The following is a 26907-nucleotide window of genomic DNA, read 5'->3' on the forward strand; positions in this document are numbered from 1 at the left end:
CCCGTCTCAAAGCGACACTCGGTTACCCCGCCGCGGCCGGGGGGATTCTACCCGCGCGCCCAGACGCCCCCCCCCGCGGTCCGGGGGCCGGCGCGGCCCCGGCCGGGCCCCCCCGCGGCCACAGACCTCATCGATTCTGCCCAGGAGAAGACTCATGAACATCGCACTATGGATCGTCGCCGGCCTGATGGCCGCCATCTACCTGCTCTCCGGCTTCGGAAAGCTGTTGGTCCCCAGGGAGAGGATGGCCACGATGGGCGACGCCTCGCGCTGGGTCCTCGACTTCCGGCCCGCGACCCTCAAGACCATCGGCGGCCTCGAGATCCTCGGCGCCATCGGTCTGATCCTGCCCGCCCTGCTCGACATCGCGCCGATCCTGGTGCCGCTGGCGGCAAGCGGGCTGACACTGATCATGGTCGGCGCCGTGACCTTGCGGATCCGCAGAGGCGAGACGAAGGCCGCGCTGGTGGACGCGACCTACCTCGCCCTGACCGCTTTCGTGGCGATCGGCCGGTTCGCCTGGGTCCCCTTCACCGCCTGATCACACCGTCTCGAAGCCGGCCATCATCGCCATGTCCTCGTGCTCCAGGTTGTGGCAGTGGATCAGGAACCGGCCGGCGTACTTCTCGAACTTCACCCTGACCCGGACGGCCTCGTAGGGGCGTACGTCGACGGTGTCCTTCCAGCCGAGGTCCATCGGACCCGGGCCGCGGTTGCCGCGCCGCAGGACCTGGAAGGGCGAGAGGTGGACATGGACGGGGTGGTGCGCGTCGGTGAAGAACTCCCAGATCTCGGTGGACTCCAGCGGCACCCGGGCCTGCGGCACCGCGGGGTCGAAGGGCTTGCCGTTGATCCCCCAGCCCCGGCGGCCGTGCACCTTCGCCTGGCGGAAGTGCCACCTGCGGACGACCGCGCCGTCGGGCGCCTCGGGCTCGGGTACGTCGGCGAGCCGCTCCGCCAGCCGGACGTCGTCGGCCGCGCGCCGGGCGATGCGGAACCGCATCACCTGGGCGGTGCGGCCGGTGCCGAGACGGTTGCGCATCTCGACCGTCGTGCCCGGCGCCAGCGACCGGAAGTCGACGACGACGTCGAACCGCTCACCGGAGGCCATCGTGATCTCACCGTGCTCGACCGGGGCCGCGAGGAGCCCGCCGTCGGAGCCGATCTGGGTGAACGCCACCGGCCGTCCGTCGGAGGTACGCAGGCTCAGCGCGTAGCGACGCGCGTTGGAGGCGTTGAGCAGCCGCAGCCGATACTGCGCCGCGTCGACCTCCGCCTCCGGCCACGGGGCGCCGTTGACGAGGATGACGTCGCCGAGCACGCCGGCCATGTAGCGGTCCTCGACGCCGGGCTCGCCGAGCAGCTCCGGGTCGAGCGCGGGATAGCGCAGCGTGCCGTCCTCGTCGAAAGCCCTGTCGGCGATCATCAGCGGGATCTCCCGCTCGCCCCGTGGCAGCGAGAGCGCGTCCTCCTCGTCGTCGCGGATGATGTGGAAGCCGGCCAGCCCCCGCCACACCTGCGGGGCGGTGAAGTCCATCCGGTGGTCGTGGTACCACAGCGTCGTCGCCGGCTGCTCGAGCGGATAGCGGTAGTCCCGCTTCCCCGTCGTGACCTGCGCCTTCGGGTCGGCCATGGCCTCGTGGCCACCCCCGTGACCGGCGTGGTGGGCGTGGTCCGACTCGAAGCCAGGAGGCAGCAGCAGATCCGTCGGCCAGCCGTCGCTCTTCGCCGGGGTGTGCCCGCCGTGGAGATGCGTCGCGGTCGGCAGCGTGAGGGCGTTGGTGTGGCGCACGGTCACCGCCTCGCCGCGGCGGGTCTCGAGCGTCGGCCCGGGAAAGACCCCGTCGTACGTCATCATCTCGGTCCGCAGCCCGGGCAGGATCTCCACCGACGCGGTGCGCTGGGCGATCTCGATCAGTTCGCCCGACGGCCGCTTGACCGGCGGCAGCGGCAACGGAGTCTCGTACGCCTTCGGCAGCCGTGCCGCGCTGCGCAGGATCCGTCCGGTCTGCCCGGGGGCCTCGCCGCACGCGGCCAGCGATCCGGCGATCGGGGCAGCCAGTCCGGCGCCGAGGAGGGTGCGTCGTCCGATCCTCATCACCGGACCTCCCGCGGGCTGCCGGCGCCGCGGCGTACGGCGGCGATGGCCACGGCCACCGCGATGCCGACGGTGAGGACGCCGACCGGGACGTGCAGCTGCAGGACCCGGGTGTAGCCGAGGATCGCCTGGACGTGGATGAGGAAGAAGAGCGCGACCGACCAGATGAGGAACCACCAGCGCCCGCGCATCGCCACGACGGCGCATGCGGCGATCGGCAGCAGCAGGCCGAGGCCCTGCAGTGCGACCGCACCCGCGGAGTGGAGGCCCAACGCCTCGAAGGTGCCGGCGAAGTAGGAGCCGATGAAGATCGGTTGCCCGATCGCGAAGAGCGCGGTCAGAACCGCGACGGCTCGGAAGCAGAAGAGGCTGACCCGTGGTCGGCGCTCGCGTGTCTGGGTGGTGGTCACACCACGACGATATGTAGCCGCGGTACCTATGGCATCGGGCGTTCCCCTGACTGTCGGCGGATCCTCGTCGGGGTCAGCCCTGGTGGGTGAAGACCTCGTCGCGGGCCGTGTCGAGACCGATCTGGAGGGCACCGCGGAGCACGGGGTCGCCGGAGATCTCGGTGGGGACGACGGTCGGGACGTTGGGGCCGAGGGCGGCGATCGCCTTCTGCACGCGGGCGGCCAGGACCGGCCCGCCGGCGCGTCCGACCTCGCCCGCGAGCACGCAGAGCTCGGGGTCGAGCACGACACAGATGCCCGCCAGGCCGAGGGCGAGCCTCCTGGCCAGCTCCTCGAGGAACGGCTCGGCGTCGGGGTCGCCGCCGGCGGCCGCGCGTACGCATTCCACGCCGCTGCCCTTCAGCCCGAACGCCCGGGCGAGGACGTCCATGGCCTCGACGCTGACCAGCGACTGGAAGGCCGCGTGCTGCGGGCTGTCGGTGCCGTGGGGCGTGGAGGCGCCTGGAACCGCCAGATAGCCGATCTCGCCGGCACCGCCGCCGGCGCCGCGGTGGAGGCGGCCGTCGACGATCACCGCGAGACCGAGGCCCCGGTCGATCCAGGCGAGCACCGAGTCCTTGACGCCGTGGGAGGCGCCGGCGGACTGCTCGGCGAGCCCGGCGAGGTTGACGTCGTTCTCGATCAGTATCGGCCGCTGGAAGCTGCGGCGGAGGTCCTGGAGGACGCCCGCGCGCCAGTCCGGCAGGTCGTTGGCGAAGCGGAAGTCGCCGGTGCGCGGGTCGACCATCCCGGGCGTACCGATCGAGAGGCAGCGGAGCTGCGTCATCGTGATGCCGGCGCTCCGGGTGGCGTCGGCGACGGTGGCCCGGACCGCCTCGACCGGGTCGGAGGTCTCGTGGGGGTCGAGCGCGCCGGTGGCCAGCTCGGTGCCGGTGATGTCGGCGACCGACGCGGTGATCTGGTCGGGTCCGATGTGGAGGGCCGCCACATAGCCCGCCGACGGGACCACGCCGTAGAGCGCGGCGTTGGGGCCGCGACCGCCCTGCTGGGTCCCGACGACCTCGACCAGGCCGCGCTCGCCGAGCCGGGTCAACAGCTGTCCCGCGGTCACCTTCGAGAGGCCGACGAGCTCGCCGAGCCGGGTCTTCGTCACCGGCCCGTTCGAGAGCATCAGGTCGAGCGCCGCGCGGTCGTTGGTGTCGCGGATCAGGTGTGTCTTGGGCGGCTTCGACATCGGCGGCGCTCCTTTCGAGGGTCGGGGTGGCGTACGGAAAGCAACCTAACAATTGCAGGGCTCGTGCCGGGGTTTGTCCACGCAGGGTCTAGACGTTAACTGTAAAGGAACCTTACAGTGGGGCTTCGATCGCCATCCTTCTCAACCCCCATCAAGGAGTTTGGAATGCGTACTACCACGAAGATCGCCGTTCTCGGCGGGATCTTGCTGGCGCCCGTCCTGGCCATGTTGCCGACGAGCCCCGCAAGTGCGCACGGCTACATCTCGAACCCCCCGAGCAGGCAGGCCCAGTGTGCTGCCGGCACCGTCGAGTGCGGGGACATCAAGTACGAACCCCAGAGTGTCGAGGGCCCGAAGGGCCTGACCAGCTGCTCCGGCGGCAACTCGAGGTTCGCCGAGCTCGACGACGACTCCAAGAACTGGCAGGCCACGCCCGTCGGCCGGACCCAGACGTTCACCTGGTCACTGAGCGCCCGGCACAGCACCAGCACCTGGCAGTACTTCATCGGTGGCACCAAGATCGCCGAGTTCGACGACGGTGGCGCGCAGCCGCCGGCGACCGTCGAGCACCAGGTCGACTTCGGGTCGTTCACCGGCCGGCAGAAGGTCCTCGCGGTCTGGAACGTCGCCGACACGGCGAACGCCTTCTACGCCTGCATCGACGTGAACATCGGCGGCACCGCCACCGACCCGGAGACGCCGGCACCGGTGGCCGGTGAGTTCCCGGTCAGCGAGGAGCAGTTCAACCAGCTCTTCCCCAACCGCAACCCCTTCTACACGTACGCGGGCCTGGTCGAGGCGCTCAGCGCCTATCCGGAATTCACCAATGCTGGGGACGAGGCGACCCAGAAGCGCGAGGCTGCCGCGTTCATCGCCAACGTCGCCCACGAGACCGGTGACCTGCTCTACGTCGTCGAGCAGAACGAGGCCAACTACCCGCACTACTGCGACACGTCCCAGCCCTACGGCTGTCCGGCCGGCAACGACCAGTACTACGGCCGCGGGCCGGTCCAGCTGAGCTGGAACTTCAACTACAAGGCCGCCGGCGACGCGCTCGGGATCGACCTGCTCAACAACCCGAACCTGGTCGCCACCGATCCGGCGGTCGCCTGGAAGACCGGGCTCTGGTACTGGAACACCCAGAACGGCCCGGGCACCATGACGCCGCACGCGGCGATGGTCAACGGCGCCGGCTTCGGCGAGACCATCCGGTCCATCAACGGCGCCATCGAGTGCAACGGTGGCAACCCGGCCCAGGTGCAGAGTCGCGTCGACAACTACACCGAGGTGACCTCGCTGCTCGGGGTGGACCCGGGCGGGAACCTGTACTGCTGAGGACATCCCGCACAGAAACCGACGGCGTACGCAGCCCGACCTGCGTACGCCGTCGTGTTTCTGTTTTGTGACAAGCGCCCAATGAGGTTCTGCCTCCGTGCCGGTGTCGGCCGCTCGGCTGCGCCCCTACCTTCGAGTAGCAACCGGATCCCCGGACAGCCCGGGGCCGGACGGACGAAGGAGCATGCTCGGTGCTCAGATCACTCTCTCTCCGAATCGCCGCGGTCGCCGCGGCCGTCACTCTCCCCCTCTTCGGCCTGGTAGCGCCGGCCGATGCGGAGAGCCCCTACGAGCGCGGGCCGGACCCGACGTCGGCCAGCGTCCTGGACAACGGCACGTTCTCCCTCTCCACCGCCTCGGTCTCCTCGCTGGTGACCGGCTTCGGCGGAGGGACGATCTACTACCCCACCTCCACCACCGCGGGGACCTTCGGCGGTGTCGTGCTCGCCCCCGGCTACACGGCCTCCTCGTCGTCCTACTCCGCGGTCGCTCGCCGGGTGGCCTCGCACGGGTTCGTGGTCTTCGCGATCGACACGAACTCCCGCTACGACCAGCCCGACAGCCGCGGCTCGCAGATCCTGGCTGCGGTCTCCTATCTGAAGAACAACGCCTCCTCGACGGTCGCCTCGCGTCTGGACGAGTCCCGGATCGCGGTCTCCGGCCACTCCATGGGCGGCGGTGGCACGCTCGCGGCGGCCAACCAGGACTCCTCGATCAAGGCCGCGGTCGCGCTGCAGCCCTGGCACACCGACAAGACCTGGCCCGGCATCCAGATCCCGACCATGATCATCGGCGCGGAGAACGACAGCGTCGCGCCGGTCAGCTCGCACTCCATCCCGTTCTACACCTCGGCCACCGGGGCCCGGGAGAAGGCGTACGGCGAGATCAACAACGGCGACCACTTCATCGCCAACACCGACGACGACTGGCAAGGACGCCTGTTCGTCACCTGGCTGAAGAGGTACGTCGACGACGACACCCGCTACTCGCAGTTCCTCTGCCCGGCACCGTCCTCGATCAACCTGTCCGACTACCGCAACACCTGCCCGGACTGATCCGTCGGCCCCGGACGTACGCAATCGAACCGGCCACCTCGGGGGAGGTGGCCGGTTCTTCTGCACCCACGTTGGAAGATGGGGGCATGACCGGAAATAGTGGAAACGGCGGAAGCAGCACAGGCATCCGCGTCGCGTCCGTCGACGACATCCCGGAGGGCGAGGGGATCGCCATCTCCTCCGACATCACCGGCACCGAGGACGACATTGCCATCCTGCGCGACGACGACGGCACCTGCTGGGCCCTCAACGACACCTGCACCCACGAGACCGCCTCGCTGGCCGAGGGCTGGGTCGAGGACGGCGACGTCGAGTGTCCGCTGCACTCCTCGCGGTTCAACCTCAAGACCGGCAAGGTCGACGGACTCCCCGCCACCCGCGACACCGTCGCGCACCGCGTCGAGGTGCGTGACGGGGAGGTCTACCTGTTCCCGAACGAGCGTCCGTGACGGTCTCGTCGGTCCTCGTCGTCGGTGGCGGTATCGCCGGGGTTTCGACGGTCGCGGACCTGCGGAAGAACGGGTACGCCGGTGAGCTGACGCTCGTGTCGGCCGACGCGGTCCCCTACGACCGCCCGCCCCTGTCCAAGGCGTATCTCGCCGGCCGCCGCGACCTCGATTCGATCGCGCTGCAGCCCTCGCAGTGGTACGCCGACCAGAAGATCTCGCTGGTCGGGGGAGCCGTCGCGGTGGCGATTCGCCCGGACGCCGGCGAGGTCGAGCTCGCCGACGGACGGGTACTGACCGCCGACAGGATCGTGCTCGCGACGGGCGGTCGTGCGGCCCGGCCGGCGCTCGGCTCTCCGAGCCACGTGCTGCGGGAGGTCACTGACGCCGATCGGCTGCGTACGCAGCTGGTGCCCGGGGCCCGGCTGCTGATCGTCGGTGCGGGGCTGATCGGCGCTGAGGTCGCCTCGACCGCGCGTGGGCTGGGGGCCGAGGTCGTGCTGGTCGATCCGCTCGATCCGCCTCTCGCCGCTGCGGTCGGGACCGAGGTGGCCAGGTGGCTGCACGGCCTGCACGCCGACCACGGTGTGGAGGCGCTGACGACCACGGTCGAGACGCTGCTGGAGACTCCAGCCGGAGTTGCGGCGCAGCTGAAGGGTGAGCCGGACTCGCGCGTGTTCGACGCCGTGCTCCTGGCCGTTGGCCTGGTCCCCGAAACGGGGCTCGCCGAGGCTGCCGGCCTGGAGACCTCGCGCGGCATCCTGGTCGACTCCGGTCAGGTGACCAGCCACCCGTCAGTGCTCGCGGTCGGAGACTGCGCCCGCCTCCGCGACCATCACCGAGCCGAACACTGGGAGGCAGCCCAGCTGGACGGCGCCCGGGCGGCGGCGACGATCCTTGACGCCGAGCCCCCGCCCGCCACCGCGCCCTGGTGGTGGTCGGACCGCTACGGCCTCCATGTCGAGGGAGTCGGCGAGATGCGGTCGCCGGATGCCGAGCATCAGACGGTCGTACGCGGCACCCTCGGCGAGCCGCCGTTCGCTGTGTTCACTCTCCGTGGCCAGCGCGTCATCGGCGCGGTCGCGGTCGAGGACCCCAACGCCGCGAGAGCCGCGCGCCGGCTGATCGATCGTGCTGCCGACGTACGCGCATCTGATCTTGCGGATCCGACCAAGAGCCTCCGAACCCTGCTGCGTCGATAGCGACCTTGCCCGACGAGATTCGCGCCGAGTCGGCTCGTTCTGACTGAGATTCGTGCCGAGTCGGCGCGTTTGAACGAGCCGACTCGACGGGTTTTACGGTGAGGGCGGGCCGACTCGGCGTCACTTCGCGCACAACGAAGAACGGCGCCCCGCGAGCAGCTCGCGGGACGCCGTCCTCAGGGAAAGATCTCAGACGGTCAGCTGAGCCGGCTTGGACTGGTTGGCGACGCGGTTCTCGGAGTCGATGAACCAGGCCAGCTGCTCGACGCGGGTGATGATCGCGTGCAGCAGGTCGGCGGTGGTCGGGTCCTCGGAGTCGATGTCGTCGTGGATGTCACGAGCGGTCTTCGAGGTGGCGTAGAGCGCGGCGGCGGCGAGGTCGGCGGCGGTCGCGGTGTCGACCTCGGTCGCCGGGAGCGGCGCGAGGGTGGTGTCCTCGGCGACGGTGCCGGTGCGGCCGTCGGGGAGGATGTAGAGCGCGCGCATGCGCTCGGCGACCTCGTCGGTGAAGTCACGGGCGGCGTCGACGACCTCGTCGAGGACGAGGTGCATGTCGCGGAAGTTCTTGCCGACGACGTTCCAGTGCAGCTGCTTGCCCTGCAGGCTGAGCTCGGTCAGATCGACGAGCAGGCGCTGCATCTGGGTCGCGAACGCCGGGCTCGGGATGAACGCGGGGTGCGAGGTGTGGGTGGCGCTGCTCGTGGCGGTCTGCGTAGCCATGTTCGGTGTATCCCCCTGGATTGATGTGGGTCTTTCGTGGTGACACCCACTGTGCCACCTTTTCTTGAACCATTCCAGAAAGGTAAGTCTTCCCTAAGTCGTCACGAAGGCATCGCGGGCGGCACCCGCAACGCCGTAGAGTCGGCCTGTGCCGCCAGCCGGAGTCGATCCAGCCCCTCTCCTCGCGCGGGTTCCCCGCCCGGAGGTCTTCGAGACCAGCCGGCTGAACGAGGACGCGCAGGTCGAGGCCTGGGAACGCCACAACGCCAGCGCCCTGGTCGCGCTCTCCTGTCGGCCCATCGACGGCCACGGGTTCGACGCGCAGGAGGTCAACCTGCAGCTCGACGAGATCCATCTGGCGCGGGTCCGAGCCACCCGCCACGTCGTCGAGCGGCCGGCCAGCCTCGTCAGGGAGATCCCCGCCCGGTCGATCGCCGTCTACGCGAGCCTCCGCGGCGAGGCGATCCTGGAGTACGCCGGCCGCCGCAAAGTCATCCGGCCCGGACAGCTGATCGTGTGCGACGTCGACGCACCCTTCCTGCGCGGCTTCGGGCACGGGCTCGAGGAGCTCGCGGTCAAGGTCCCGGTGGACGCCTTCGCCGCCCGCACCGGGATGGCGTCGATGCCGTCGCCGCTCGTCCTCGACGCCGGCCGTGACCAGGACCCGCACGGCCGAGCCCTCGTGCAGATGGTCGGCCGCGCCCTGCGGCCGCACGACCCGGTGCCGGCCGACGAGGGCGCCGTGCTCGACCTGATCTCGGTGATCGCCACCGCCGGGAAGGTCTCGCTGGCCACGGCCCACAGAGCGGCGGCGAAGGCGTTCATCGAGGACCATCTCGCCGACCCGGGCCTCTCCGCCACCACTGTCGCCGCGGGCGCCGGCATCTCCGAGCGCCACCTGTCGCGGCTCTTCGCCGACGCCGGCACCAGCGTCCCCCGCCACATCCTCGGCCGCCGCCTCGAGCTCGCCTACGCGATGCTCGCCACCGGCTCGGACCCGACGATCCGCACCGTCGACGTCGCCGAGAGGTGCGGCTTCACCTCGGCGTCGTACTTCTCCCAGGCCTTCCGCAAGCGCTTCGGCGTCTCCGCCGGAGACGTACGCCGCGCCGCCCGCGCCTAACCCCGCAGCCGAGACGTCAGGCGCGTCGGCCGAGACGTCAGGCGCGTCGGCCGAGTGGTCGTTCGCGTGCCAATTCGGCCGACGTACCTGACTTCTCGGCGCGAAAGGGTGACAAGTCCACCAAAAGTCCGATAGGTCTTCCATGCGATTTTCCGCCAACCAGACCCTGCTTCCCACCTGTAGGGGCGGTGGCGGACGACACTCTCGAACACCCCACACTCTCTAAGGAGACGTACGTGCGCAACGGACTCACCACCGGACGCGGCCTGAGCTTGGCAGCCGCCGGTGTCGCAGCGATGGCGCTGACCTTGACGGCCTGCGGGTCGGGCGGCATCGACGACGAAGGCGGTGGCGGCGAGGAGACGCTCACCATCGGGTTCGTCTCGACCGAGACCGGCTCCTCGGCGCCGTTCGGCGAGGCGAACAGCTTCGTCGTCGACGAGATGGAGGCCTACTTCAAGGACCACCCGGTCAAGGTGGGTGACAAGGAGCTCGACGTCGAGATCGTGGTGCGCGACGCGCAGAGCGACACGACGAAGGCCGGGGCGGTGGCCGGCGACCTGATCAACAAGGACGGCGCCGACATCATCGTCGCCTCCTCGACCCCCGACATCGTCAACCCGGTCTCGGAGCAGTGCGAGGCCAACTCGATCCCGTGCATCACCACGGTCGCCCCGTGGCAGCCGTTCGCGATCCGCAGCGGCGACAAGCCGGCCGAGCTGAAGTACAGCTACCACTTCTTCTGGGGTCTCGAGGACGTCGCGACGGTCTACGCCGACATCTGGGGCAAGGTTCCGAACAACAAGAAGGCCGGCGGCCTGTTCCCGAAGGACCCCGACGGTGAGGCCTGGGGCGCCAACTTCCCGGCGCTGACCGAGGCGTCGGGCGTGAAGATCGACAACCCGGGCAACTACCCCAACGGCACCAAGGACTTCTCCGCGCAGATCAGCGCCTACAAGGGCCACGACGTCCTGGTCGGCGTCCCGATCCCGCCGGACTTCACCACGTTCTGGCAGCAGGCGAAGCAGCAGGGCTACAACCCGAAGGTCGCCACCATCGGCAAGGCGCTCCTCTTCCCGAGCAGCGTCGAGGCCCTCGGCCCGATCGCCCACAACCTCTCCACCGAGGTGTGGTGGACCCCGACCGCTCCCTACGAGTCCTCGCTGACCGGCCAGTCCGCGCAGGAGCTGGCGGACGCGTACGAGGAGAAGACCGGCAAGCAGTGGACCCAGCCGCTGGGCTTCGCGCACGCGCTCTTCGAGGTCGCGACCGCGGCGGTGACCGAGGCCGGCTCGACCGACGCCGACGCGATCACCAAGGCGCTGGCCGGGCTCGAGGTCTCCACGGTCGTCGGTGACGTCGCCTGGGGCAAGGACGCGAACGTCCCGCCGTACGTCGCCAAGACCTCGCTCGCGGGTGGCCAGTGGCGCCAGGTCGAGGGCGGGGAGCACCCGTTCGAGCTGGTCGTCGTGCAGAACTCGCTGGCTCCCGACGTACCTCTCGGGGGCGAGCCCGAGGCGCTCAAGTGACCTTGCTCCTCGTCGACGACCTGGCCAAGTCCTTTGGCCAGGTCGTCACGGCCCGCTCGGTCTCGTTCCACGTGGAACAGGGCGAGGCGCTCGGCATCGTCGGGCCCAACGGCGCCGGCAAGTCCACGTTGCTCAACCTGGTGACCGGCACGCTCCCGGCCGACGCGGGCACCATCCGCTTCGATGGCACCGACGTCACCCGGATGCCGGCGGCCCGGCGTACGGCCCTCGGGATCGGACGTACGTTCCAGGTCCCCCGCCCCTTCGACGGGCTCACCGTCTTCGAGAACGTGCTGGTCGGGTCGACCTTCGGTGCGGGTACGCGCCGGAAGGAGGCCAACGCGCAGGCCTGGGAGGCGCTGGAGACGGCCTCGCTCGCCCACCTCGCCAACACCAGGGCCGGCTCGTTGCGGCTGCTCGATCGCAAACGGCTCGAGCTCGCCCGCGCGCTGGCCACCCAGCCGCGGCTGCTGCTCCTCGACGAGATCGCCGGCGGCCTCACCGAGCACGAGCTCCCGGCGCTGATCGAGACCATCTCGGCGATCCGCGACAGTGGCACCGGCGTCGTCTGGATCGAGCACATCGTGCACGCGTTGCTGCAGGTCGTGGACCGGTTGATGTGCCTGGCCCAGGGCGACGTCGTCGCCACCGGCGACCCGCGCGAGGTGATGGCCTCGGACGCGGTCGCCGCCGTCTATCTCGGCTCCCCCGACCTGGAAGGCGACACCCCATGAGCGAGCGCGAGCGAGCGACCAACGGCGCCGTGACCAGCCTGCTCGAGGTCGACGCGATCGACGTCGCCTACGGCGACTTCCGCGCCCTGCACGGCATCACGGTCCGGGTCGCCGAGGGCGAGACGCTGGCCGTGATCGGTGCCAACGGCGCCGGCAAGTCCACGCTGCTGAAGACGATCGCCGGCCTGCTCCGCCCGACCGCCGGCCAGATCCGCTTCAACGGCCACAACGTCTCCCACACCCCTGCCCATCGGCGGGTCCGCGAGGGCATCGCGCTCACGCCGGAGGGACGCCGGATCTTCGCCTCCCTCACCGTCGAGGAGAACCTCAAGGTCGGCGCGCACGGACGCCGCCCCGGGCCCTGGAACCTCCAGACCGTCTACGACGCGTTCCCGCTGCTCGCGGAGAAGAGAACGCGCCGCGGGGCCCACCTCTCCGGTGGCGAGCAGCAGGCGACCGCCATCGGCCGGGCGCTGATGTCCAACCCGAAGCTGCTCCTGCTCGACGAGGTCTCGCTCGGCCTCGCCCCGGTCGTGATCGCCGACATCTACAAGGCGCTCCCCACGATCACGGCGAAGGGAACGACCGTGCTCGTGGTCGAGCAGGACCTCACCCAGGCGCTCACCGTCGCCGACCGGGTGCAGTGCCTGCTCGAGGGCCGTACCGTCCTCGAGGGCGCGGCGGCCGACGTCACCCGAGAGCAGGTCCAGGCGGCGTACTTCGGGATCGACGAGCAGGAGGTCGGCTGATGGACTGGATCAACGCGGTCCTCCAGGGACTTCTGCTCGGCGGGCAGTACGCACTCCTCGCCTGCGGTCTGAGCCTCATCTTCGGCGTGATGCGGATCGTCAACCTCGCCCACGGCGTCCTCGCCGTCGCCTCGGCCTACCTCGCCTACTGGCTCGTCCAGCAGACCGGGATGCCGGCGTTCCTCACCATCGTCATCGTGATCCCCGTGCTCGCCGCGGTCGGCTACGCGATCCAGCGCGGCCTCTTCAACCCGGCGCTGCGCCACGGAGAGCTGTCGCCGCTGCTGGTCTCGTTCGGCCTGGCCGTCATCGGCGCCAACCTGCTCCAGGAGATCTTCACCGCCGACTCCCGCAAGATCTCGATCGGCACCCTGTCGACCTCGTCCGTCGAGCTCGGCGGCCTGCGTCTCGGTGTCTTCTCGCTGATCACGCTCGTGGTGGCGGTCGGCGTCATCGTCGGCCTGCAGCTCTACCTCTCCCACACCCGCATCGGCCGCGCGATGCGCGCGACCAAGGACGACCCCGAGGCGGCCACGCTCATGGGGATCGACGAGAGGCACATGTACGCCCTGGCCACCGCCATCGCGATCGGCACCGTCGCCCTGGCCGGCGTCTTCCTCGGCATGTCGACGCAGTTCAGCCCGACGTACGGGGATCTGGTCCTCATCTTCGCCTTCGAGGCGGTCATCATCGGCGGCCTCGGCTCGTTGTGGGGCACCCTCCTCGGCGGCCTCGTGCTCGGCGTAGCGCAGACCGTCGGCGCCCAGATCGACCCGGCCTACGGCGTCCTCGCCGGTCACCTCGTCTTCCTGGTCGTACTCCTGTTCCGGCCCCAGGGCCTGCTCCCGAAGGCGGTCGTCGCATGAGCACAACCCTCGCCGGACAAGACCTGAAGGTCGTACGCGGCGGCTGGCCCTCGCTCGCAGGTGGCGGCGTCCTCGCCGCGATCGTGGTCTTCCTGGCCGCGGCACCGTGGTTCGTGTTCAGCCCGGGTGACGTGACCAACCTGGTCACGCTCTTCGCGCTGATCATCCTCGGCACGACCTGGAACCTGATGGCCGGCTACGGCGGGCTCGTCTCGATCGGGCAGCAGGCGTTCATCGGTGCCGGCGGCTACGGCGTGATCAAGCTCGCCGACGTCGTCGGGCTGCCGGTCCCGGTGGCCGTCGTGGCGGCCGGCGTAGTCTGCGCCGCGCTGGCCATCCCCACCTCGTTCCTGCTGTTCCGGCTGGTCGGAGGCTACTTCGCGATCGGCACCTGGGTGGTGGCCGAGGTCTTCAAGCTGGTCACCCAGGAGCTCCCGGGCTTCGGCGGCGGCTCCGGCCTCTCGCTCACCGCCTTCCAGGGCGTCGACCGGGTGACCCGGATCGCCACCGTCTACTACCTGGCGCTCGCGCTGGCCGTGCTCGTCGTGCTCGCGACGTACGTCCTGATGCGCTCGCGCGTCGGCCTCGGTCTGACCGCGATCCGTGACGACTCGGTGGCGGCGGCGTCGCTTGGGGTCGCGGTGCGGCGCTCGCAGCGGCTCGTCTACGTCGCCGCCTCCGGTGGTGCCGGCCTGGCGGGGGCGCTGATCGCGGTCAACGGCCTGCGGGTCTCGCCGGACTCGATGTTCTCGGTCCAGTGGACCGCCTTCATGATCTTCATCGTGGTCATCGGCGGGCTGGGGACGATCGAGGGCCCGATCCTGGGCGCGGTGATCTTCTTCGCGCTCCAGCAGCTGCTGGACTCGTACGGCACCTGGTATCTCGTCGCGCTCGGCGCCGTCGCGATCGCCGTCGTGCTGTTGGCTCCGCGCGGGTTGTGGGGGCTCGCGGCCCGGGGCCGCTACGAGGTCTTCCCGATCGGTCACACGGTTTATCCACAGGGTTCTCCACAAGGGCCCTAGTCTGTGGATTTCGAGTGATTTTGGACTAGCGGGTACTGGTTCGAGGTAGGCTCGAGACATGGCGTTCACGACCAAGGGCATGGCCACGCGCCAGCGGATGCTCGAGGGCGCGGCGGCCTACCTCCGCGGCACCGATCCCGGGAACGCGACGTTGGACGACATCCGGGCAGCCACCCAGACGAGCAAGAGCCAGATCTTCCACTACTTCCCGGGCGGCAAGGAGGAGTTGTTCCTCGAGGTCGCCCGCCTCGAGGCCGCTCGGGTGATCGACGACCAGCAGCCGCACCTCAGCGAGCTCGACTCGTGGGCCGCCTGGGACCGCTGGCGCAAGGCAGTGATCGCGCGCTACAAGGCGCAGGGCGTCAACTGTCCGCTGGCAGCGCTGATGAACCAGGTGGGAAGCGTTCCTGGGGCTGCCGAGGTCTCGACCACGCTGATCCGTCGGTGGCAGGACTACGTGCAGCGCGGCATCGAGACGATGCAGGCGAACGGGTCCGTGAGCGCCGAGCTCGATGCCGGGCGCACGGCGGCAGCGATCATCGCCGGTATCCAAGGCGGTGTCTCGGTGCTGCAGGTGACCGGCCGGACCGACCATCTGGAAGCGATCCTGACGCTGCTGATCAGCCACCTGCGCGACTCCGGACCGGTCGCGGCGTAGGCCGCCGTCGACCGCACCCGCCGTCGCCCCGACCCGCGGTAGCCAAGGCTGCGCGGATCGGGGCGGGTGGGCAGGTCAGCCGAGGATCCTGCGGAAGGTCTCCCGGAGGTCGGAGGCGAAGGCCTCAGGATTCTCGTAGTGGACGAAGTGACCACCCTTCACGTGGGCGTTCACGTTGACGACGTTGAACAGGTCGCGGGTCGGACCGTTCTCGAAGTAGGCGATGCGGTCCTCGACGGTGTCGATGGCGGGCGGGTACGCGTCGCCGAGCAGGAAGGTGAAGCCGGCAGGCGCCTGGACGAGGGGCTGGCGGTCGTGAGAGGGCACGAACCGATAGCGCTCCGCGTTCCGGTACATCCGGATGGAGGTGCCGATGGACTGCGTCACCCAGAAGATGGTCGCCTGGGTGAGGATGAAGTCACGCGAGAACGCCTCCTCGAAGTCGCCATGCTTGTCGCTCCATGACTTCCAGCGCTTCAGCAGCCAGGCGAGCATGCCGATGGGTGAGTCGTTGAGACCATGGGTCAGCGTCGAGCCGTCCAGCATGTGCGCCGCGACGTGTGAGGCGTAGGTGTCGACGAAGTACTTCCAACCGGCGCGCCACTCCTCCGGGGCGTCGTCAGGCGTCTTGGCGCCGTCGGTCAGGTCCCAGAACCGCTCGTTCTCGAACATCCCCGGCGGGAGGTCATGGCCGAAGTGGAGGCCGATGATGCTGTCGGCGTACTTGTGGCCCAGCGCGCTCGTGACGAGGGCACCGTAGTCGGAGCCGGCCACCGCGTACTTCTCGTGGCCCAGCACCTCGGTCATCAGCGTGTGCATGATGTCGGCGATCTTCCAGTAGTTCAGATCGCCTCGGCCGACGGGCGTCGAGAAGCCGAAGCCGGGGAGATCCGGGATGATCACGTCGAACGACAGCGCGGGGTCGCCGCCGTGGGCGGCGGGGTCGGTCAGCGGCCCGATGAGCTGGTAGCTGAACTCCCCGGGCCACGGCCAGCCGTGGTGGATGATCAGCGGGATCGGGTTGGCCCCCTTGCCGCGGACGTGGACGAAGTGCACCGGCGTGCCGTCGATGTCGACCTGGAACCGGTCGTAGGTGTTGAGCCGCTCCTCCTGGGCGCGCCAGTCGAAGTCGTCGGCCCAGTACTCGATCAGAGGCTTGAGGTAGGCGGTGCTGATCCCGTAGTAGCCCTCCTCGTTGTCGAGGTCGTCGAAGAAGCGGGTCCGCTTCAGGCGGTCCCGGAGGTCGTCGAGGGCGTCCTGGGCGACGTCGATCTTGAAGGGGGTGAGCTCGGTGGTCTTGTTCATGGTGTGTGCTGCTTTCCGGGTGAAGGTCGGGATGAAGGTCGGGTGAGGGTCAGCTGAAGTCGAGCCGGACGCGGGTCTGGGTCAGCTCGGCGATCCGCCAGGAGCCGTCGGTCCTGACGAACCGGGCGTGGTAGTGGCCGAACCCGTGCATGCGGCGGAACGGGATGGCCTCGGACACCTCGGCGTCCTCGGGCCGGGTCACGATGTCCTCCATCGCGAAGACGCCCTGGGCGCTCGTCGCGGAGTCGACGTCGATCTCGTCGGAGAACACGTGGTGGATCAGGGTGACGCCGGGGCCGCCGCTGGCGCCGACGGTCGAGACGATCTCGTCGCGGCCGCTCATGTGCAGCCAGACCGATCCATCGGGCTTGTGCGGGGTGAACGTGCCGTCCTCGGTGAACAGGTTCGCCAGATCGTTCCAGCGTTGGTTGTCCGCGTAACGGACGTAGCGAGCCATGAGGCGCCGTACGTCCTCGGTGATGGCGAGGCGGTCGAGGGTGTCCATGACATTCCTTCCTGTGTGGACTACTTGGTCCAAACAGGATGACTCTCAAAAAATGGACCCACAAGTCCAGAATCACGGCGGAGTGACGGCGAAGCCCTACTGGCGGGTAACATTCGCAGGGTGACCGAGACTTCGACCCCCACGACCACCCCCGAGGCGTACGGAATCGAGCGTGCCGAGGGCACCAGCTTCACGCTGACCGTGGTCCGTGCGGCCGACCCCGAGGCGCCGACCGTGCTGGTCGTGCCCGCGATGGGCATGCCAGCCGGCTACTACGACAAGCTGATCGTGGCCTTCGCAGAGGCGGGGATCAACGTGGGCCGGATGGAGCAGCGTGGCCATGAGGAGCTCGGCGGGCGGGTCGCCGGCTGGTCCTACGACTTCGGCTACGCCGACCTGGTCGACGACATCGCCGCCGCGGTCGAGCGGCTCGGCGAGCTGGTTCCGGCCTCGGCCGGTGCGGCGTACGTCCTCGGGCACAGCCTCGGCGGACAGGCCGCGAGCGCCTATGCGGCGCTGCACCCCGACCGGGTCGCCGGCCTGATCTACGTCGCCTCGCAGACGCCCTACTGGCGCAACTACGGCCCGGGCTTCCTGGTCGCCAGCCAGGCGATGGGCCTCATCGGCCGCGTCGTCGGCCACTTCCCCGGCAAGCAGCTCAAGTTCGCCGGGCGCGAGGCCCGCACCCTGATGAGGGAATGGGCCAGGTATGCCCGCACCGGCCGGCTCCGCTTCGGCAGCCCGGCCCGCGACGTCACCGCGGAGATGCGAGACCTGAAGAAGCCCGCGCTGATCGTCTCCATCGAGGGCGACTGGCTGGCCCCGAGCGCGACGGTCGATGAGATTCACCGGCGGATGCCCGGGCTCGACGTCGCGAGGGTCCATCTGGACGAGCCCGGCATCGACCACTTCAAGTGGGCCCGCCAGCCGGACTCGACGATCGCGGCCGTCCAGGAGTGGCTCGTGCGCTAGTCGCGTACCCATTTCCGCCAACCCGGCACCCCACCTTTGATGCGGCCCGAGCGGGCCGCAAGACTCGCCCTGAGGCTGCGATCCCACACCCCGCCGCGGCCTCGGAAAGGTGAGGAACATGCCAGTCTTCGACGACGGTCAGAAAGAGACCGAGGTTCCCGAGACCGAGGATGTCGTGACCACCGACGTCCTCGTCGTGGGATCCGGCCCGGCCGGCGCGTCCGCCGCGCTCTTCCTGAGCGAGCTCGGTGTCGACAACATCATGATCACGAAGTACCGCTGGACCGCGAACACCCCGCGGGCACACATCACCAACCAGCGCGCGATGGAGATCTTCCGCGACCTGGGGATCGAGGAGCAGGTGCTCGCCGACGCGACCCCGCACGAGCTCGTCGGTGACACCGTATTCTGCACGAGCATCGCCGGCGAGGAGATCGGCCGCATCCGCACCTGGGGCACGCGCCCTGACCGCGAGGCCGACTACCAGCTCGCCTCCCCGTGTCTGACGGTCGACATCCCGCAGACGTACCTCGAGCCGATCCTGGTCCGCAACGCGACCGAGCGCGGCTCCCAGACGCGGTTCTCCACCGAGTACGTCTCGCACGTCCAGGACGAGGACGGCGTCACCACGATCGCCCGCGACCGGCTGACCGGTCACGAGTACAAGATCCGGTCGAAGTTCCTCATCGGCGCCGACGGCGCTCGCACCCAGGTCGGCGGCGACATCGACCTCCCGATGGAGGGTGCGATGGACATCGCCGGCTCGATGAACATCACCTTCAAGGCCGACCTCTCCGAGCTCGTCGACCACCGCCCGTCGGTCCTCTACTGGGTCATCCAGCCGGGCTCGAACGTCGGCGGCATCGGCACCGGCCTGGTCCGGATGGTCCGCCCCTGGGACGAGTGGCTGATCGTGTGGGGCTACGACATCAACCAGCCGCCGCCGGAGCTGACCGAGGAGTACGCCGTCAAGGTCATCCGCGACCTGCTCGGGATGCCCGACCTGGAGCCGGACGTGACCGGCTACTCGCTGTGGGGCGTGAACGAGATGTACGCGACCCACGCCCAGAAGGGCCGCGTCTTCTGCGCCGGCGACGCCATCCACCGGCACCCGCCGTCGAACGGTCTCGGCTCCAACACCTCGATCCAGGACTCCTACAACCTGGCCTGGAAGCTCGCCGCGGTGCTGCAGGGCTATGCCGAGCCGTCGCTCCTGGAGTCCTACTCCGCCGAGCGTGCCCCGGTCGCCAAGCGCATCGTCACCCGCGCCAACCAGTCCGCGCGCGAGTTCGGTGAGCTCTTCGAGGCGCTCGGCGTCGTCGGCCTCGAGGGCGAGGAGATGGCCAAGGCCATCGAGGAGCGGAAGGCCAACACTCCCGAGGGTGCGGCCAAGCGGGCCGCGCTGGTCACCGCGATGGAGCGGAAGAACTACGAGTTCAACGCCCACGGCGTCGAGCTCGGCCAGTTCTACGAGTCGTGTGCGGTCGTCTCCGACGGCACCCGACCGGCGCCGACCGACGACGAGGACCTCTACCACCGGATGTCGACCTCTCCGGGTGCTCACCTGCCGCACGCCTGGGTCGGGGACAACGTCGAGAAGCACGCGATGCTCGACCTCGCCCCCTATACGCAGTGGACGCTGATCACCGGCGTCGCCGGCGAGGCGTGGGAGGACGCGGCGGAGGCGGCCCGGACGAAGTTCGGGATCCCGCTCCAGACCGTCGTCATCGGCCCGGGCCGGGCGGTCACCGACCTCTACTTCGACTGGGCCAAGCTCCGCGAGGTCGAGGAGTCGGGCGCGATCCTGGTACGTCCCGACAAGCACATCGCCTGGCGCTCCATGTCGCTTCCCGAGGACCCCGGCGCCGCGCTGGGCGAGGCGGTCGCGACGCTGCTGGGCAAGGCCTGACCCTTTCCGGGGCCTGACGGGGGGATTCGATGAAGTTCATGCACGAGTCGCTGCCGCAGCGGGTCCGCTTCGCCACCGGCGAGGCGCCCGCCGCGGTGGCAGCGGAGATCGACGAGCTCGGTGCGCGGCGGGTGATGGTCATCGCCGGCGCGCGCGAGGCCGAGCTCGCCGCCCGGGTGACGGCCGACGTACCGGTCGCGCTGCATCACGACGAGGTCGTGATGCACGTGCCGGTCGAGGTCGCCGAGCGGGCTCGTGAGCGGGCGGCAGAGGCCGCCGTCGACGCGCTGGTGTGCGTCGGCGGTGGCTCGACCACCGGCCTGGCCAAGGCCGTCGCGCTCACCACGGGGCTGCCGATCGTGGCGGTCCCGACGACGTACGCCGGGTCCGAGGCGACCAACGTCTGGGGCCTGACCTCGGGCGAGACCAAGACGACCGGCATCGACGCCCGGGTCCTGCCGCGGTCGGTCGTCTACGACGCCTCCCTGCTGACCACGCTGCCCGGGGAGATGACCGTCGCCAGCGGCCTGAACGCGCTCGCGCACTGCGTCGACGCGATGTGGGGTCCGCGGGTGGATCCCATCGACCAGGTCTTCGCGGCGGAGGGGATCCGGGGGCTCGCGACCGGACTGCCGCTGGTCGCGCGTGACTCGGCGAACGTCGAGGGGATCGAGCAGACCCTCTACGGCGCCTACCTGGCGGCGGTCTCGTTCACGTCCGCCGGCTCCGGGATGCACCACAAGATCTGCCACGTGCTCGGCGGCATGTTCAACCTGCCGCACGCCCAGACCCACGCGGTCGTGCTCCCGCACGTGCTCGCCTTCAACGCGCCGTCCGCCCCGGAGGCGGAGGTACGGATGGCGGCGGCGTTCGGGGCAGCCGGCGCAGTGGAGGGGCTCGCTGAGCTGCGTACGACGCTCGGCGCCCCGACGGCGCTCAAGGACTACGGCATGCCCGAGAACGGCATCGCCAAGGCGGTCGCGCCGATCATGGCCGCCATCCCCGACAACAACCCGACCCCGGTCACCGAGAAGAACCTGACCGCGCTGCTGACCGCGGCGTGGGCGGGAGAGGAGAGCTGATGGCCACCGAGATCTCACCCCAGCAGCAGGCGGTCGAGCAGACCCTGGTCGACACCGTCGTCGCGTCCTTCGACGCCTGTGAGGACCCGCGCCTGAAGGAGGTCATGGTCTCGCTGACGCGCCACCTGCACGCCTTCATCCGCGACGTACGCCTCACCGAGGACGAGTGGGCCGCGGCCATCGAGTTCCTGACCAGGGCCGGCCACATCACCGATGACGTACGCCAGGAGTTCATCCTCCTCTCCGACACCCTCGGCGCCTCGATGCAGACGATCAACATCAACAACCAGGCGTACGCCGATGCGACCGAGGCCACGGTCTTCGGGCCGTTCTTCGTGGAGGACTCCCCGGCGATCGAGCTGGGTGGGGACATGGCCTTCGGTGCTCCGGGCGAGCCGTGCTGGGTCACCGGGACGGTGACCGGAACCGACGGGAAACCGCTGGTCGGAGCACGGATCGAGGTCTGGGAGGCGGACGAGGACGGGCTCTACGACGTCCAGCGCGACGCGGGCGCCAGGGCGGCCCGGGCGCACCTGTTCACCGACGCCGAAGGTGGCTACCGGTTCTGGGGGCTGACGCCCACGCCGTACCCGATCCCCGACGACGGCCCCGTCGGCCAGATGCTGGCCGCGGTCGGGCGCTCGCCGCTGCGGGCCTCGCACCTGCACTTCATGGTGACCCACGAGGGCTGCCGCACGCTGGTCACCCACATCTTCCCCGAGGGCGACCCGATCGGCTGGAAGGACACCGTCTTCGGCGTCAAGGAGTCGCTGATCAAGAGGTTCGAGCGGCAGGCCACCGGGACGCCGACGCCGGACGGACGGGACGTCGACGGCACCTGGTCGAAGGTGCGGTTCGACATCGTCCTCGCGCCCGCCGGCGCCTGATACGTCCCTGGCGTGCTTCGGGCACAGGGGTGTTGCCCCGGCACGCCAGGGACCCCCTCACGGAGCCGGATGGACGATGTAGGTGAAGTCCTCGTCGAGCAGGACGTTGCCGGCGGAGTCGGTGATCGTGAGGTGGTCGGCCACGCGGGAGTCGGGCGGATACGAGTCGAGATGGATCGGCACCTCGGTCCAGGTCCGGCCCTCGGGGACGACCGAGCCCTTGACGTCGAGCCCGCCCGGCGGCGCCGGATGGTCCAGGGTGATCCGTAGGGTGCCTGACACCCACCCGTCGGGCCCGTCGGGTGTCAGGATCGGCTCGTTGACGGTGAACCGGTCGCCGGCCCGGAACGCCCGGATCTCCGGCCGGACCTGCATCGCCCGCGCGGCGCTCTTCCCGTTCCGGGTCGCCCTGATCGTCACGTTGAACGCGGGCAGGGTCCCGACCGCCGGCGCCTTCGTGACCGCCGTGAACGACGCCGTACGCCGCCCGGCCAGGATCGTGAGCGTGCCCGGGACCGTCACCCACGACGAGCTCGAGGTGAGGCTCACGGCCAGCGAGGTGCGGGCCACGCAGTCGAGCGTGACCGTCCCGGTGGCCCTCTGCCCGGCGTGGACGTACGCGGGCAACGCCACCGCGGTGGGCACCGGCGTCGGGTAGCACGGGGTGACCGTGCGGACGAGTGCCGCGCGGCGTACCACCTGCCGGTAGACCGCTTTGACCCGGCCGCTGCTGCGGACCGTCGTGGGTGAGGTCCGGACGGTGACGACGCGCGTGCTCCGGCCGCCGGCGACATAGACGTACGCCGGCACCCGGATGCCCGTGCTGGCCCACAGCTGCACCTTGGCGCGCCGAGGAGTCCGGCAGGTGAGGCGGATCGTGGCGGTGGTCGACGTTCCTCCGGCCACGGTGCTCCTGGCGAGCGTCAGCGACTTGAGCGCCGGCCGACAGGCCGCCTCCGCCGACGGTGCCGTCACCGCGGCAGGCACGTTGAGGACCGCGACGGCCAGGACGATGCCGAGAACGAGTCGGGCGAAGCGGCGGGACATCTTCGGAACGTATCGGGACCGCCGGCACGTGCTGCTTGCTCGTGCCGGCGGTCCCTCAGATCAGGTACCCGGGTCGAAGTCGACCTTGAGCGAGTCGAGGATCGAGGCGATGGTCTGCTCGGTGCTCGCCTTCTCGATCCCGGCCTCGTGGAGGATCCCGGCGCCATCCTCGTACTCGAGCAGGGCGAGCAGGATGTGCTCGGTGCCGACGTAGGAGTGCTCGAGCCGCAGCGCCTCGCGGAAGGTCAGCTCGAGCACCTTCTTGGCGTCGGCGGTGAACGGGATCATCTCCCCGACCTCGCCGTAGGGCTCCGGAGTGGCGGCGGTCGCCGCGGCGCGCACGGCGTCGAGAGTGACGTCCTGGGCCCTGATCGCGTGACCCGCGACGCCCTCCGGCTCGGCGAGAAGACCGAGCACCAGGTGAGGTACGCCGGTCTCCGCGTTCGCGGCCTTCCGCGCCTCCCCCTGGGCGGCGACGACGACGGTGCGAGCGCGCGGGGTGAACTTCGCGAACCCGGCGTTCGGGTCGAGCGCCGTCTCGCCGGCCTTGGGGACGTACTTCTTCTGGGCTGCCTGCTTCGTCACCCCCATCCGGGTCCCGATCTCGGTCCAGGAGGCGCCGGAGCGTCGGGCCTGGTCGACGAAGTGCCCGATCAGGTGGTCGGCCACCTCGCCCAGGTGCTCGCCGACCACCATCGCGTCGGCCAGCTGGTCCAGGGGCTCGGTCCGAGCCTTCTTGATCGAGTCGATCAGGGTGTCGAGGCGTACGGCCTTGAGCGCGGGGTCTGGGGTGGTGGTCATGTGTCCTCCAAGATGATCGGAACTGCTGATGGGAACTGTCGGGTCATGGCACGCGCCGGAGTGGGACCGCGATTCCCACCGTGACGGTGTTCAGCGTGAACTTCCCGCCGAGGTCGTCGATGGCCGCACCGACCACCTCCAGTACCGGCGCACACTGTTCGGGGGAGAGCCGGGTGAGGAAGCCCTGCGTCGGCACGAAGTCGAGCCACTCCTCGCGCGTGAAGTCACGCGACCACGAGAACCGCCACGGCTCCGGCTCGGCGAACCCGCCGCGCTCGACGAAGCGCTCGCCGACCTGCCGGGCACCCTCTTCGTACGTCTTGTCCGCCTGCTTCATGGCGCCCAGGCCGAGAGGGAGGTCGGGAACGACCTCTTTCAGGCCCTCGAGAAGCGCGTCGCCAACCGGCGCGGGCGGCTCATAGACGTTCCAGAAGGCTGCGAACAGCCCGCCGGGACGGAGCAGATCGCTCACCTTCGCTGCGCCGGCAACCGGGTCCACCCAGTGCCAGGCCTGCGCCGCGACTACGGCGTCGAACGTACGCCCTGCGGCATCCCAGTCCTCGAACCGTGACTCCTCCACCACGAGCCCGCGCGAACGTGCGTACGCCGCCATCCGCGCGTCCGGCTCGACGCCGAGCACGCTCGCGCCGGCCGCCTGAAGCTGCCTGGCCTCGATCCCGGTCCCGCACCCGACATCCAGCACGTCGGGCCCCGGGGAAAGCTCCAGGATGCGGGCGATCAACTCGTCGGGATAGGCCATCCGCGCTCGGTCGTAACGGTCGGCGTCTGCGCCGAACGACTCGGCCATCTGTCGCTGTCGGTGAGCGGCTTCGGATCCAGAAGTGACCATGCGTCAACTCTAGGTTGACGCCCTCGATGCGTCAACCTTTGGTTGACGGAGTGGCTTCGCCTATCGTGCGGGACGCGTGCGTGGCGGCGGGAAATGCGAAGCGGGCCGGTCATCCGTGTGGATGACCGGCCCGCTGCGTACGGCGTGTGTCAGGCGTTGGAGATCTGGATCATCTCGTCGCGGGGGACGACCTTGATCCGCTCGCGTCCCTGGGCCTCGCCGAGCGAGCGCTCGTGGTTGTCGAGCTTCTCCCAGCCCTCGATGGTGGTGAACTCGACGCCCTTGCCGGAAAGGTGCTCGAGGACCGCCGCGGGCGAGCCGAGCTCGGCGGGCTTGAGCTTGTCGAGGTCGTGGAGGAGGTTGTCGATGGTCTCCTTGGCGTCGGACTTGGTGTGGCCGATGAGGCCGACCGGTCCGCGCTTGACCCACCCGGTGACGTACGTCCCGTTGATGTGCTCGCCGTTGAGGTCGAGCACCCGGCCGCCGGCGTTGGGGATGACGCCGTTCTCGCTGTCGAAGGGCACGTCGGGGAGCGCCTCGGAGAGGTAGCCGACGGCGCGGTAGACGGCCTGGACCGGGGTGTCGGTGAACTCGCCGGTGCCGGTGACGGTGCCGTCGCCGTTGTACTCGGTCTTCTCGCTGCGCAGCGCGACCACCTGACCGTCCTCGCCGAGGATCTCGACGGGGTTCTGCATCATGTGGATGACGATCTTGTGGGGCTTGTCGCCGGCGGGCGCCTCCATGTACTTCAGGAGGATGTCGGCCACGAGCTTGGTCGCCTTGTGGCTCTGGATCGCCTTCTCGCCGGCCTCGTCGATCTCGAAGCCCTCCTCCTCGACGACGACGTCGACCGACGGGGAGTGGGAGAGCTCGCGCAGCTCCATCGGGCTGAACTTGATGTGCGCCGGGCCGCGGCGGGCGTAGACGTGGATCGTCTTGGCCGGGTTCTTCTTCAGGCCCTGGTAGACGTTGTCGGAGATCTCGGTGACCAGCTGCTCCTCGGCAGGCTTGGCCAGCATCCGGGCGACGTCGAGCGCGACGTTACCGGCGCCGAGGACGGCGACCTCCTCGGCGTCGAGGGGCCACTCACGGGAGACGTCGGGGTGTCCGGCGTACCAGCTGACGAAGTCGGCCGCGCCGTAGGACTGGGGCAGGTCGATCCCCGGGATGTCGAGCTCTCGGTCGGCCATCGCGCCGGTGGCGAAGATGACGGCGTCGTAGAACCGGTGCAGGTCGTCGAGCTTGAGGTCGGTGCCGAAGTCGACGTTGCCGATGAAGCGGATGCTGTCCTGGTTCAGGACGCGCTTCAGAGCCTTGATGATCTCCTTGATTCGCGGGTGGTCAGGAGCCACGCCGTAGCGAACCAGGCCGTAGGGAGCAGGCAGACGCTCGATGACGTCGACGCGCGCACCAGGGTGCTCCTTCGTGAGGATGTCGGCAGCGTAGATGCCGGCCGGGCCGGCACCGACGATCGCAACGCGGATGTCACGCATAAGGGAGTTCAACCTTCCGTGGATGTACTAAGGCAAGCCTAAAGGGGGTCGTGTAACCCTCCGAATCCGTTCCACCAGGTGGTTACGAGGTCGTGCGTGGGTTCCACGCTCAATACTAGAACGTGTTCTCGTTTAGGGGGTGCCTGGGGACGTGATCTCGGACACGTGCGGCGCGTCATCGGGCCTCGATCGGGTCGGGGATGCTTCGAAGCTGGTGGCCGCCGACCCTGTTATCGATGGTGTTCTCGGTGTCGGTCCGGAGTCAAGGGGCGCTTCTTCTGCTGGCTTCGCCGTCGGGGTCTGGTTTGGTCTTGGTTCGGCGCGCTGGAGGTGGCCGTGGTTTCGTTTCTGGGGTTCGCCGCCGACCCTTGGTTCGATTGTTTCTCGATCGCGTACCGCGTCAAGGACGGGCTTCGCCCGCCGGCTTCGCCGGTCGCCTGCGGCGATCCTTGACCCGGTACGCGATCGAGAAAGACTTGGCCTGTATCGGGTCGGCGGCGAGAGTTTGGCGCAGCGGATTCAGTTTGGGTGCGGGCTTGGGGCCGTGGGCTGGTCGTGCGCGCTGGCGGGTCGTGCCTCGTGGGTGCCTACGGCAGTGGGCGTGACCTTGTGAATGGTTCACAAGCGGGCCGTTGTTATTGACCGGGTCGGATTCGGTGCCGGTCGGGTCGCGAGTTCCCACCGAATCGGGAGAGTTCCCCACGGGCGTCGAGGGTCCCCATGCTCCGGAGGGTGGGGAACCTTCGCTGCGGTGGGGAAGTGTCCTCGCCGATGGGGAGCGGCGGGCGTGGAGTTGAGCAAGGGTGGCTGGAACGCTCATTTGGGCACCAGGACAGGCGCCTTCAGCGAGAGCTGACACCGGTCGACGGTTGGGG

At 69.6% G+C, this 26907-nt stretch carries 26 protein-coding genes; 16 read left to right on the forward strand and 10 right to left on the reverse strand.

What is annotated here, in order from left to right:
• Window positions 1–154 precede the first annotated feature (154 nt).
• Window positions 155–541 carry a DoxX family protein gene (locus ABT304_RS19695; RefSeq protein ID WP_350717704.1) on the forward strand — a complete coding sequence of 129 codons (387 nt, stop codon included), beginning with the start codon at window positions 155–157 and terminating at the stop codon, window positions 539–541.
• On the opposite strand, the gene ABT304_RS19700 is transcribed toward ABT304_RS19695, so the two are convergent.
• The 3 genes from ABT304_RS19700 to ABT304_RS19710 form a co-directional block, all read right to left on the reverse strand.
• Window positions 542–2098, reverse strand: a complete 1557-nt coding sequence (locus ABT304_RS19700; protein WP_350717706.1) for a multicopper oxidase family protein — start codon at window positions 2096–2098, stop codon at window positions 542–544.
• The gene (locus tag ABT304_RS19705; RefSeq protein ID WP_350717708.1) at window positions 2098–2508 is read right to left on the reverse strand and encodes a hypothetical protein; all 411 of its coding nucleotides are present in this window, start codon (window positions 2506–2508) and stop codon (window positions 2098–2100) included. Before ABT304_RS19705 ends, ABT304_RS19700 begins: the two co-directional genes overlap by 1 nt.
• A 73-nt stretch (window positions 2509–2581) precedes the next feature.
• The gene (locus ABT304_RS19710; protein WP_350717710.1) at window positions 2582–3742 is read right to left on the reverse strand and encodes an ROK family transcriptional regulator; all 1161 of its coding nucleotides are present in this window, start codon (window positions 3740–3742) and stop codon (window positions 2582–2584) included.
• Window positions 3743–3907: 165 nt separating this feature from the next.
• On the opposite strand from ABT304_RS19710, the gene ABT304_RS19715 reads away from it, so the two are divergent.
• From ABT304_RS19715 to ABT304_RS19730, 4 genes are all read left to right on the forward strand, one after another.
• A complete protein-coding gene (locus ABT304_RS19715) occupies window positions 3908–5077 on the forward strand; it encodes a glycoside hydrolase family 19 protein (RefSeq protein ID WP_350717712.1) in 1170 nt (389 codons plus the stop codon).
• A 191-nt stretch (window positions 5078–5268) separates the two neighbouring features.
• On the forward strand, window positions 5269–6132 hold the full coding sequence (locus ABT304_RS19720; RefSeq protein ID WP_350717714.1) for an alpha/beta hydrolase family protein: 864 nt from the start codon (window positions 5269–5271) through the stop codon (window positions 6130–6132).
• 86 nt (window positions 6133–6218) lie between these two features.
• On the forward strand, window positions 6219–6581 hold the full coding sequence (locus ABT304_RS19725; protein ID WP_350717716.1) for a non-heme iron oxygenase ferredoxin subunit: 363 nt from the start codon (window positions 6219–6221) through the stop codon (window positions 6579–6581).
• A complete protein-coding gene (locus ABT304_RS19730) occupies window positions 6578–7780 on the forward strand; it encodes an NAD(P)/FAD-dependent oxidoreductase (protein ID WP_350717718.1) in 1203 nt (400 codons plus the stop codon). Before ABT304_RS19725 ends, ABT304_RS19730 begins: the two co-directional genes overlap by 4 nt.
• A 189-nt stretch (window positions 7781–7969) precedes the next feature.
• Here ABT304_RS19730 and ABT304_RS19735 read toward each other — a convergent pair whose 3' ends face one another.
• Window positions 7970–8500, reverse strand: coding sequence for a Dps family protein (locus tag ABT304_RS19735; RefSeq protein ID WP_160026024.1), 531 nt, complete (start codon window positions 8498–8500; stop codon window positions 7970–7972).
• Between the two features lie 148 nt (window positions 8501–8648).
• On the opposite strand from ABT304_RS19735, the gene ABT304_RS19740 reads away from it, so the two are divergent.
• From ABT304_RS19740 to ABT304_RS19770, 7 genes are all read left to right on the forward strand, one after another.
• Window positions 8649–9623 (forward strand): helix-turn-helix domain-containing protein, encoded by a 975-nt coding sequence (locus ABT304_RS19740; RefSeq protein WP_350717720.1) that lies wholly within the window; start codon window positions 8649–8651, stop codon window positions 9621–9623.
• Window positions 9624–9859: 236 nt separating this feature from the next.
• On the forward strand, window positions 9860–11152 hold the full coding sequence (locus ABT304_RS19745) for an ABC transporter substrate-binding protein (protein ID WP_350717722.1): 1293 nt from the start codon (window positions 9860–9862) through the stop codon (window positions 11150–11152).
• Window positions 11149–11886: an ABC transporter ATP-binding protein gene (locus ABT304_RS19750; protein WP_350717723.1), complete on the forward strand. Its 738-nt coding sequence runs from the start codon at window positions 11149–11151 to the stop codon at window positions 11884–11886. Before ABT304_RS19745 ends, ABT304_RS19750 begins: the two co-directional genes overlap by 4 nt.
• Window positions 11883–12635 (forward strand): ABC transporter ATP-binding protein, encoded by a 753-nt coding sequence (locus tag ABT304_RS19755; protein ID WP_350717725.1) that lies wholly within the window; start codon window positions 11883–11885, stop codon window positions 12633–12635. Before ABT304_RS19750 ends, ABT304_RS19755 begins: the two co-directional genes overlap by 4 nt.
• Complete coding sequence (locus ABT304_RS19760; RefSeq protein WP_350717726.1) at window positions 12635–13501, forward strand: branched-chain amino acid ABC transporter permease; 867 nt, start codon at window positions 12635–12637, stop codon at window positions 13499–13501. The genes ABT304_RS19755 and ABT304_RS19760 overlap by 1 nt, the downstream gene beginning before the upstream one ends.
• Complete coding sequence (locus ABT304_RS19765) at window positions 13498–14523, forward strand: branched-chain amino acid ABC transporter permease (protein WP_350717728.1); 1026 nt, start codon at window positions 13498–13500, stop codon at window positions 14521–14523. The genes ABT304_RS19760 and ABT304_RS19765 overlap by 4 nt, the downstream gene beginning before the upstream one ends.
• 58 nt (window positions 14524–14581) lie before the next feature.
• Window positions 14582–15181, forward strand: a complete 600-nt coding sequence (locus tag ABT304_RS19770) for a TetR/AcrR family transcriptional regulator (RefSeq protein WP_350717730.1) — start codon at window positions 14582–14584, stop codon at window positions 15179–15181.
• 75 nt (window positions 15182–15256) lie between these two features.
• Here ABT304_RS19770 and ABT304_RS19775 read toward each other — a convergent pair whose 3' ends face one another.
• A complete protein-coding gene (locus tag ABT304_RS19775; RefSeq protein ID WP_350717732.1) occupies window positions 15257–16486 on the reverse strand; it encodes an epoxide hydrolase family protein in 1230 nt (409 codons plus the stop codon).
• Window positions 16487–16535: 49 nt separating this feature from the next.
• Entirely contained in the window at window positions 16536–16991 is a 456-nt protein-coding gene (locus ABT304_RS19780) for a nuclear transport factor 2 family protein (protein WP_350717733.1), read from the reverse strand.
• Window positions 16992–17111: 120 nt separating this feature from the next.
• On the opposite strand from ABT304_RS19780, the gene ABT304_RS19785 reads away from it, so the two are divergent.
• The 4 genes from ABT304_RS19785 (at window position 17112) to ABT304_RS19800 (ending at window position 21841) form a co-directional block, all read left to right on the forward strand.
• Window positions 17112–17963 carry an alpha/beta fold hydrolase gene (locus tag ABT304_RS19785; RefSeq protein WP_350717735.1) on the forward strand — a complete coding sequence of 284 codons (852 nt, stop codon included), beginning with the start codon at window positions 17112–17114 and terminating at the stop codon, window positions 17961–17963.
• A gap of 118 nt (window positions 17964–18081) precedes the next feature.
• Entirely contained in the window at window positions 18082–19872 is a 1791-nt protein-coding gene (locus ABT304_RS19790) for an FAD-dependent oxidoreductase (protein ID WP_350717737.1), read from the forward strand.
• 29 nt (window positions 19873–19901) lie between these two features.
• On the forward strand, window positions 19902–20954 hold the full coding sequence (locus tag ABT304_RS19795; protein ID WP_350717739.1) for a maleylacetate reductase: 1053 nt from the start codon (window positions 19902–19904) through the stop codon (window positions 20952–20954).
• Window positions 20954–21841: a hydroxyquinol 1,2-dioxygenase gene (locus tag ABT304_RS19800; RefSeq protein ID WP_350717741.1), complete on the forward strand. Its 888-nt coding sequence runs from the start codon at window positions 20954–20956 to the stop codon at window positions 21839–21841. Before ABT304_RS19795 ends, ABT304_RS19800 begins: the two co-directional genes overlap by 1 nt.
• Before the next feature lie 57 nt (window positions 21842–21898).
• Here ABT304_RS19800 and ABT304_RS19805 read toward each other — a convergent pair whose 3' ends face one another.
• From ABT304_RS19805 to ABT304_RS19820, 4 genes are all read right to left on the reverse strand, one after another.
• Window positions 21899–22888 (reverse strand): hypothetical protein, encoded by a 990-nt coding sequence (locus ABT304_RS19805; protein WP_350717743.1) that lies wholly within the window; start codon window positions 22886–22888, stop codon window positions 21899–21901.
• A gap of 60 nt (window positions 22889–22948) precedes the next feature.
• On the reverse strand, window positions 22949–23689 hold the full coding sequence (locus ABT304_RS19810) for a Clp protease N-terminal domain-containing protein (RefSeq protein WP_350717745.1): 741 nt from the start codon (window positions 23687–23689) through the stop codon (window positions 22949–22951).
• Between the two features lie 43 nt (window positions 23690–23732).
• Window positions 23733–24539, reverse strand: coding sequence for a class I SAM-dependent methyltransferase (locus tag ABT304_RS19815; protein ID WP_350717747.1), 807 nt, complete (start codon window positions 24537–24539; stop codon window positions 23733–23735).
• Window positions 24540–24688: 149 nt separating this feature from the next.
• Window positions 24689–26032, reverse strand: a complete 1344-nt coding sequence (locus ABT304_RS19820) for an FAD-dependent oxidoreductase (protein WP_350717749.1) — start codon at window positions 26030–26032, stop codon at window positions 24689–24691.
• Window positions 26033–26907 lie beyond the last annotated feature (875 nt).

It is taken from the genome of Nocardioides sp. NPDC000445 (assembly GCF_040300245.1).
Taxonomy (GTDB): domain Bacteria; phylum Actinomycetota; class Actinomycetes; order Propionibacteriales; family Nocardioidaceae; genus Nocardioides.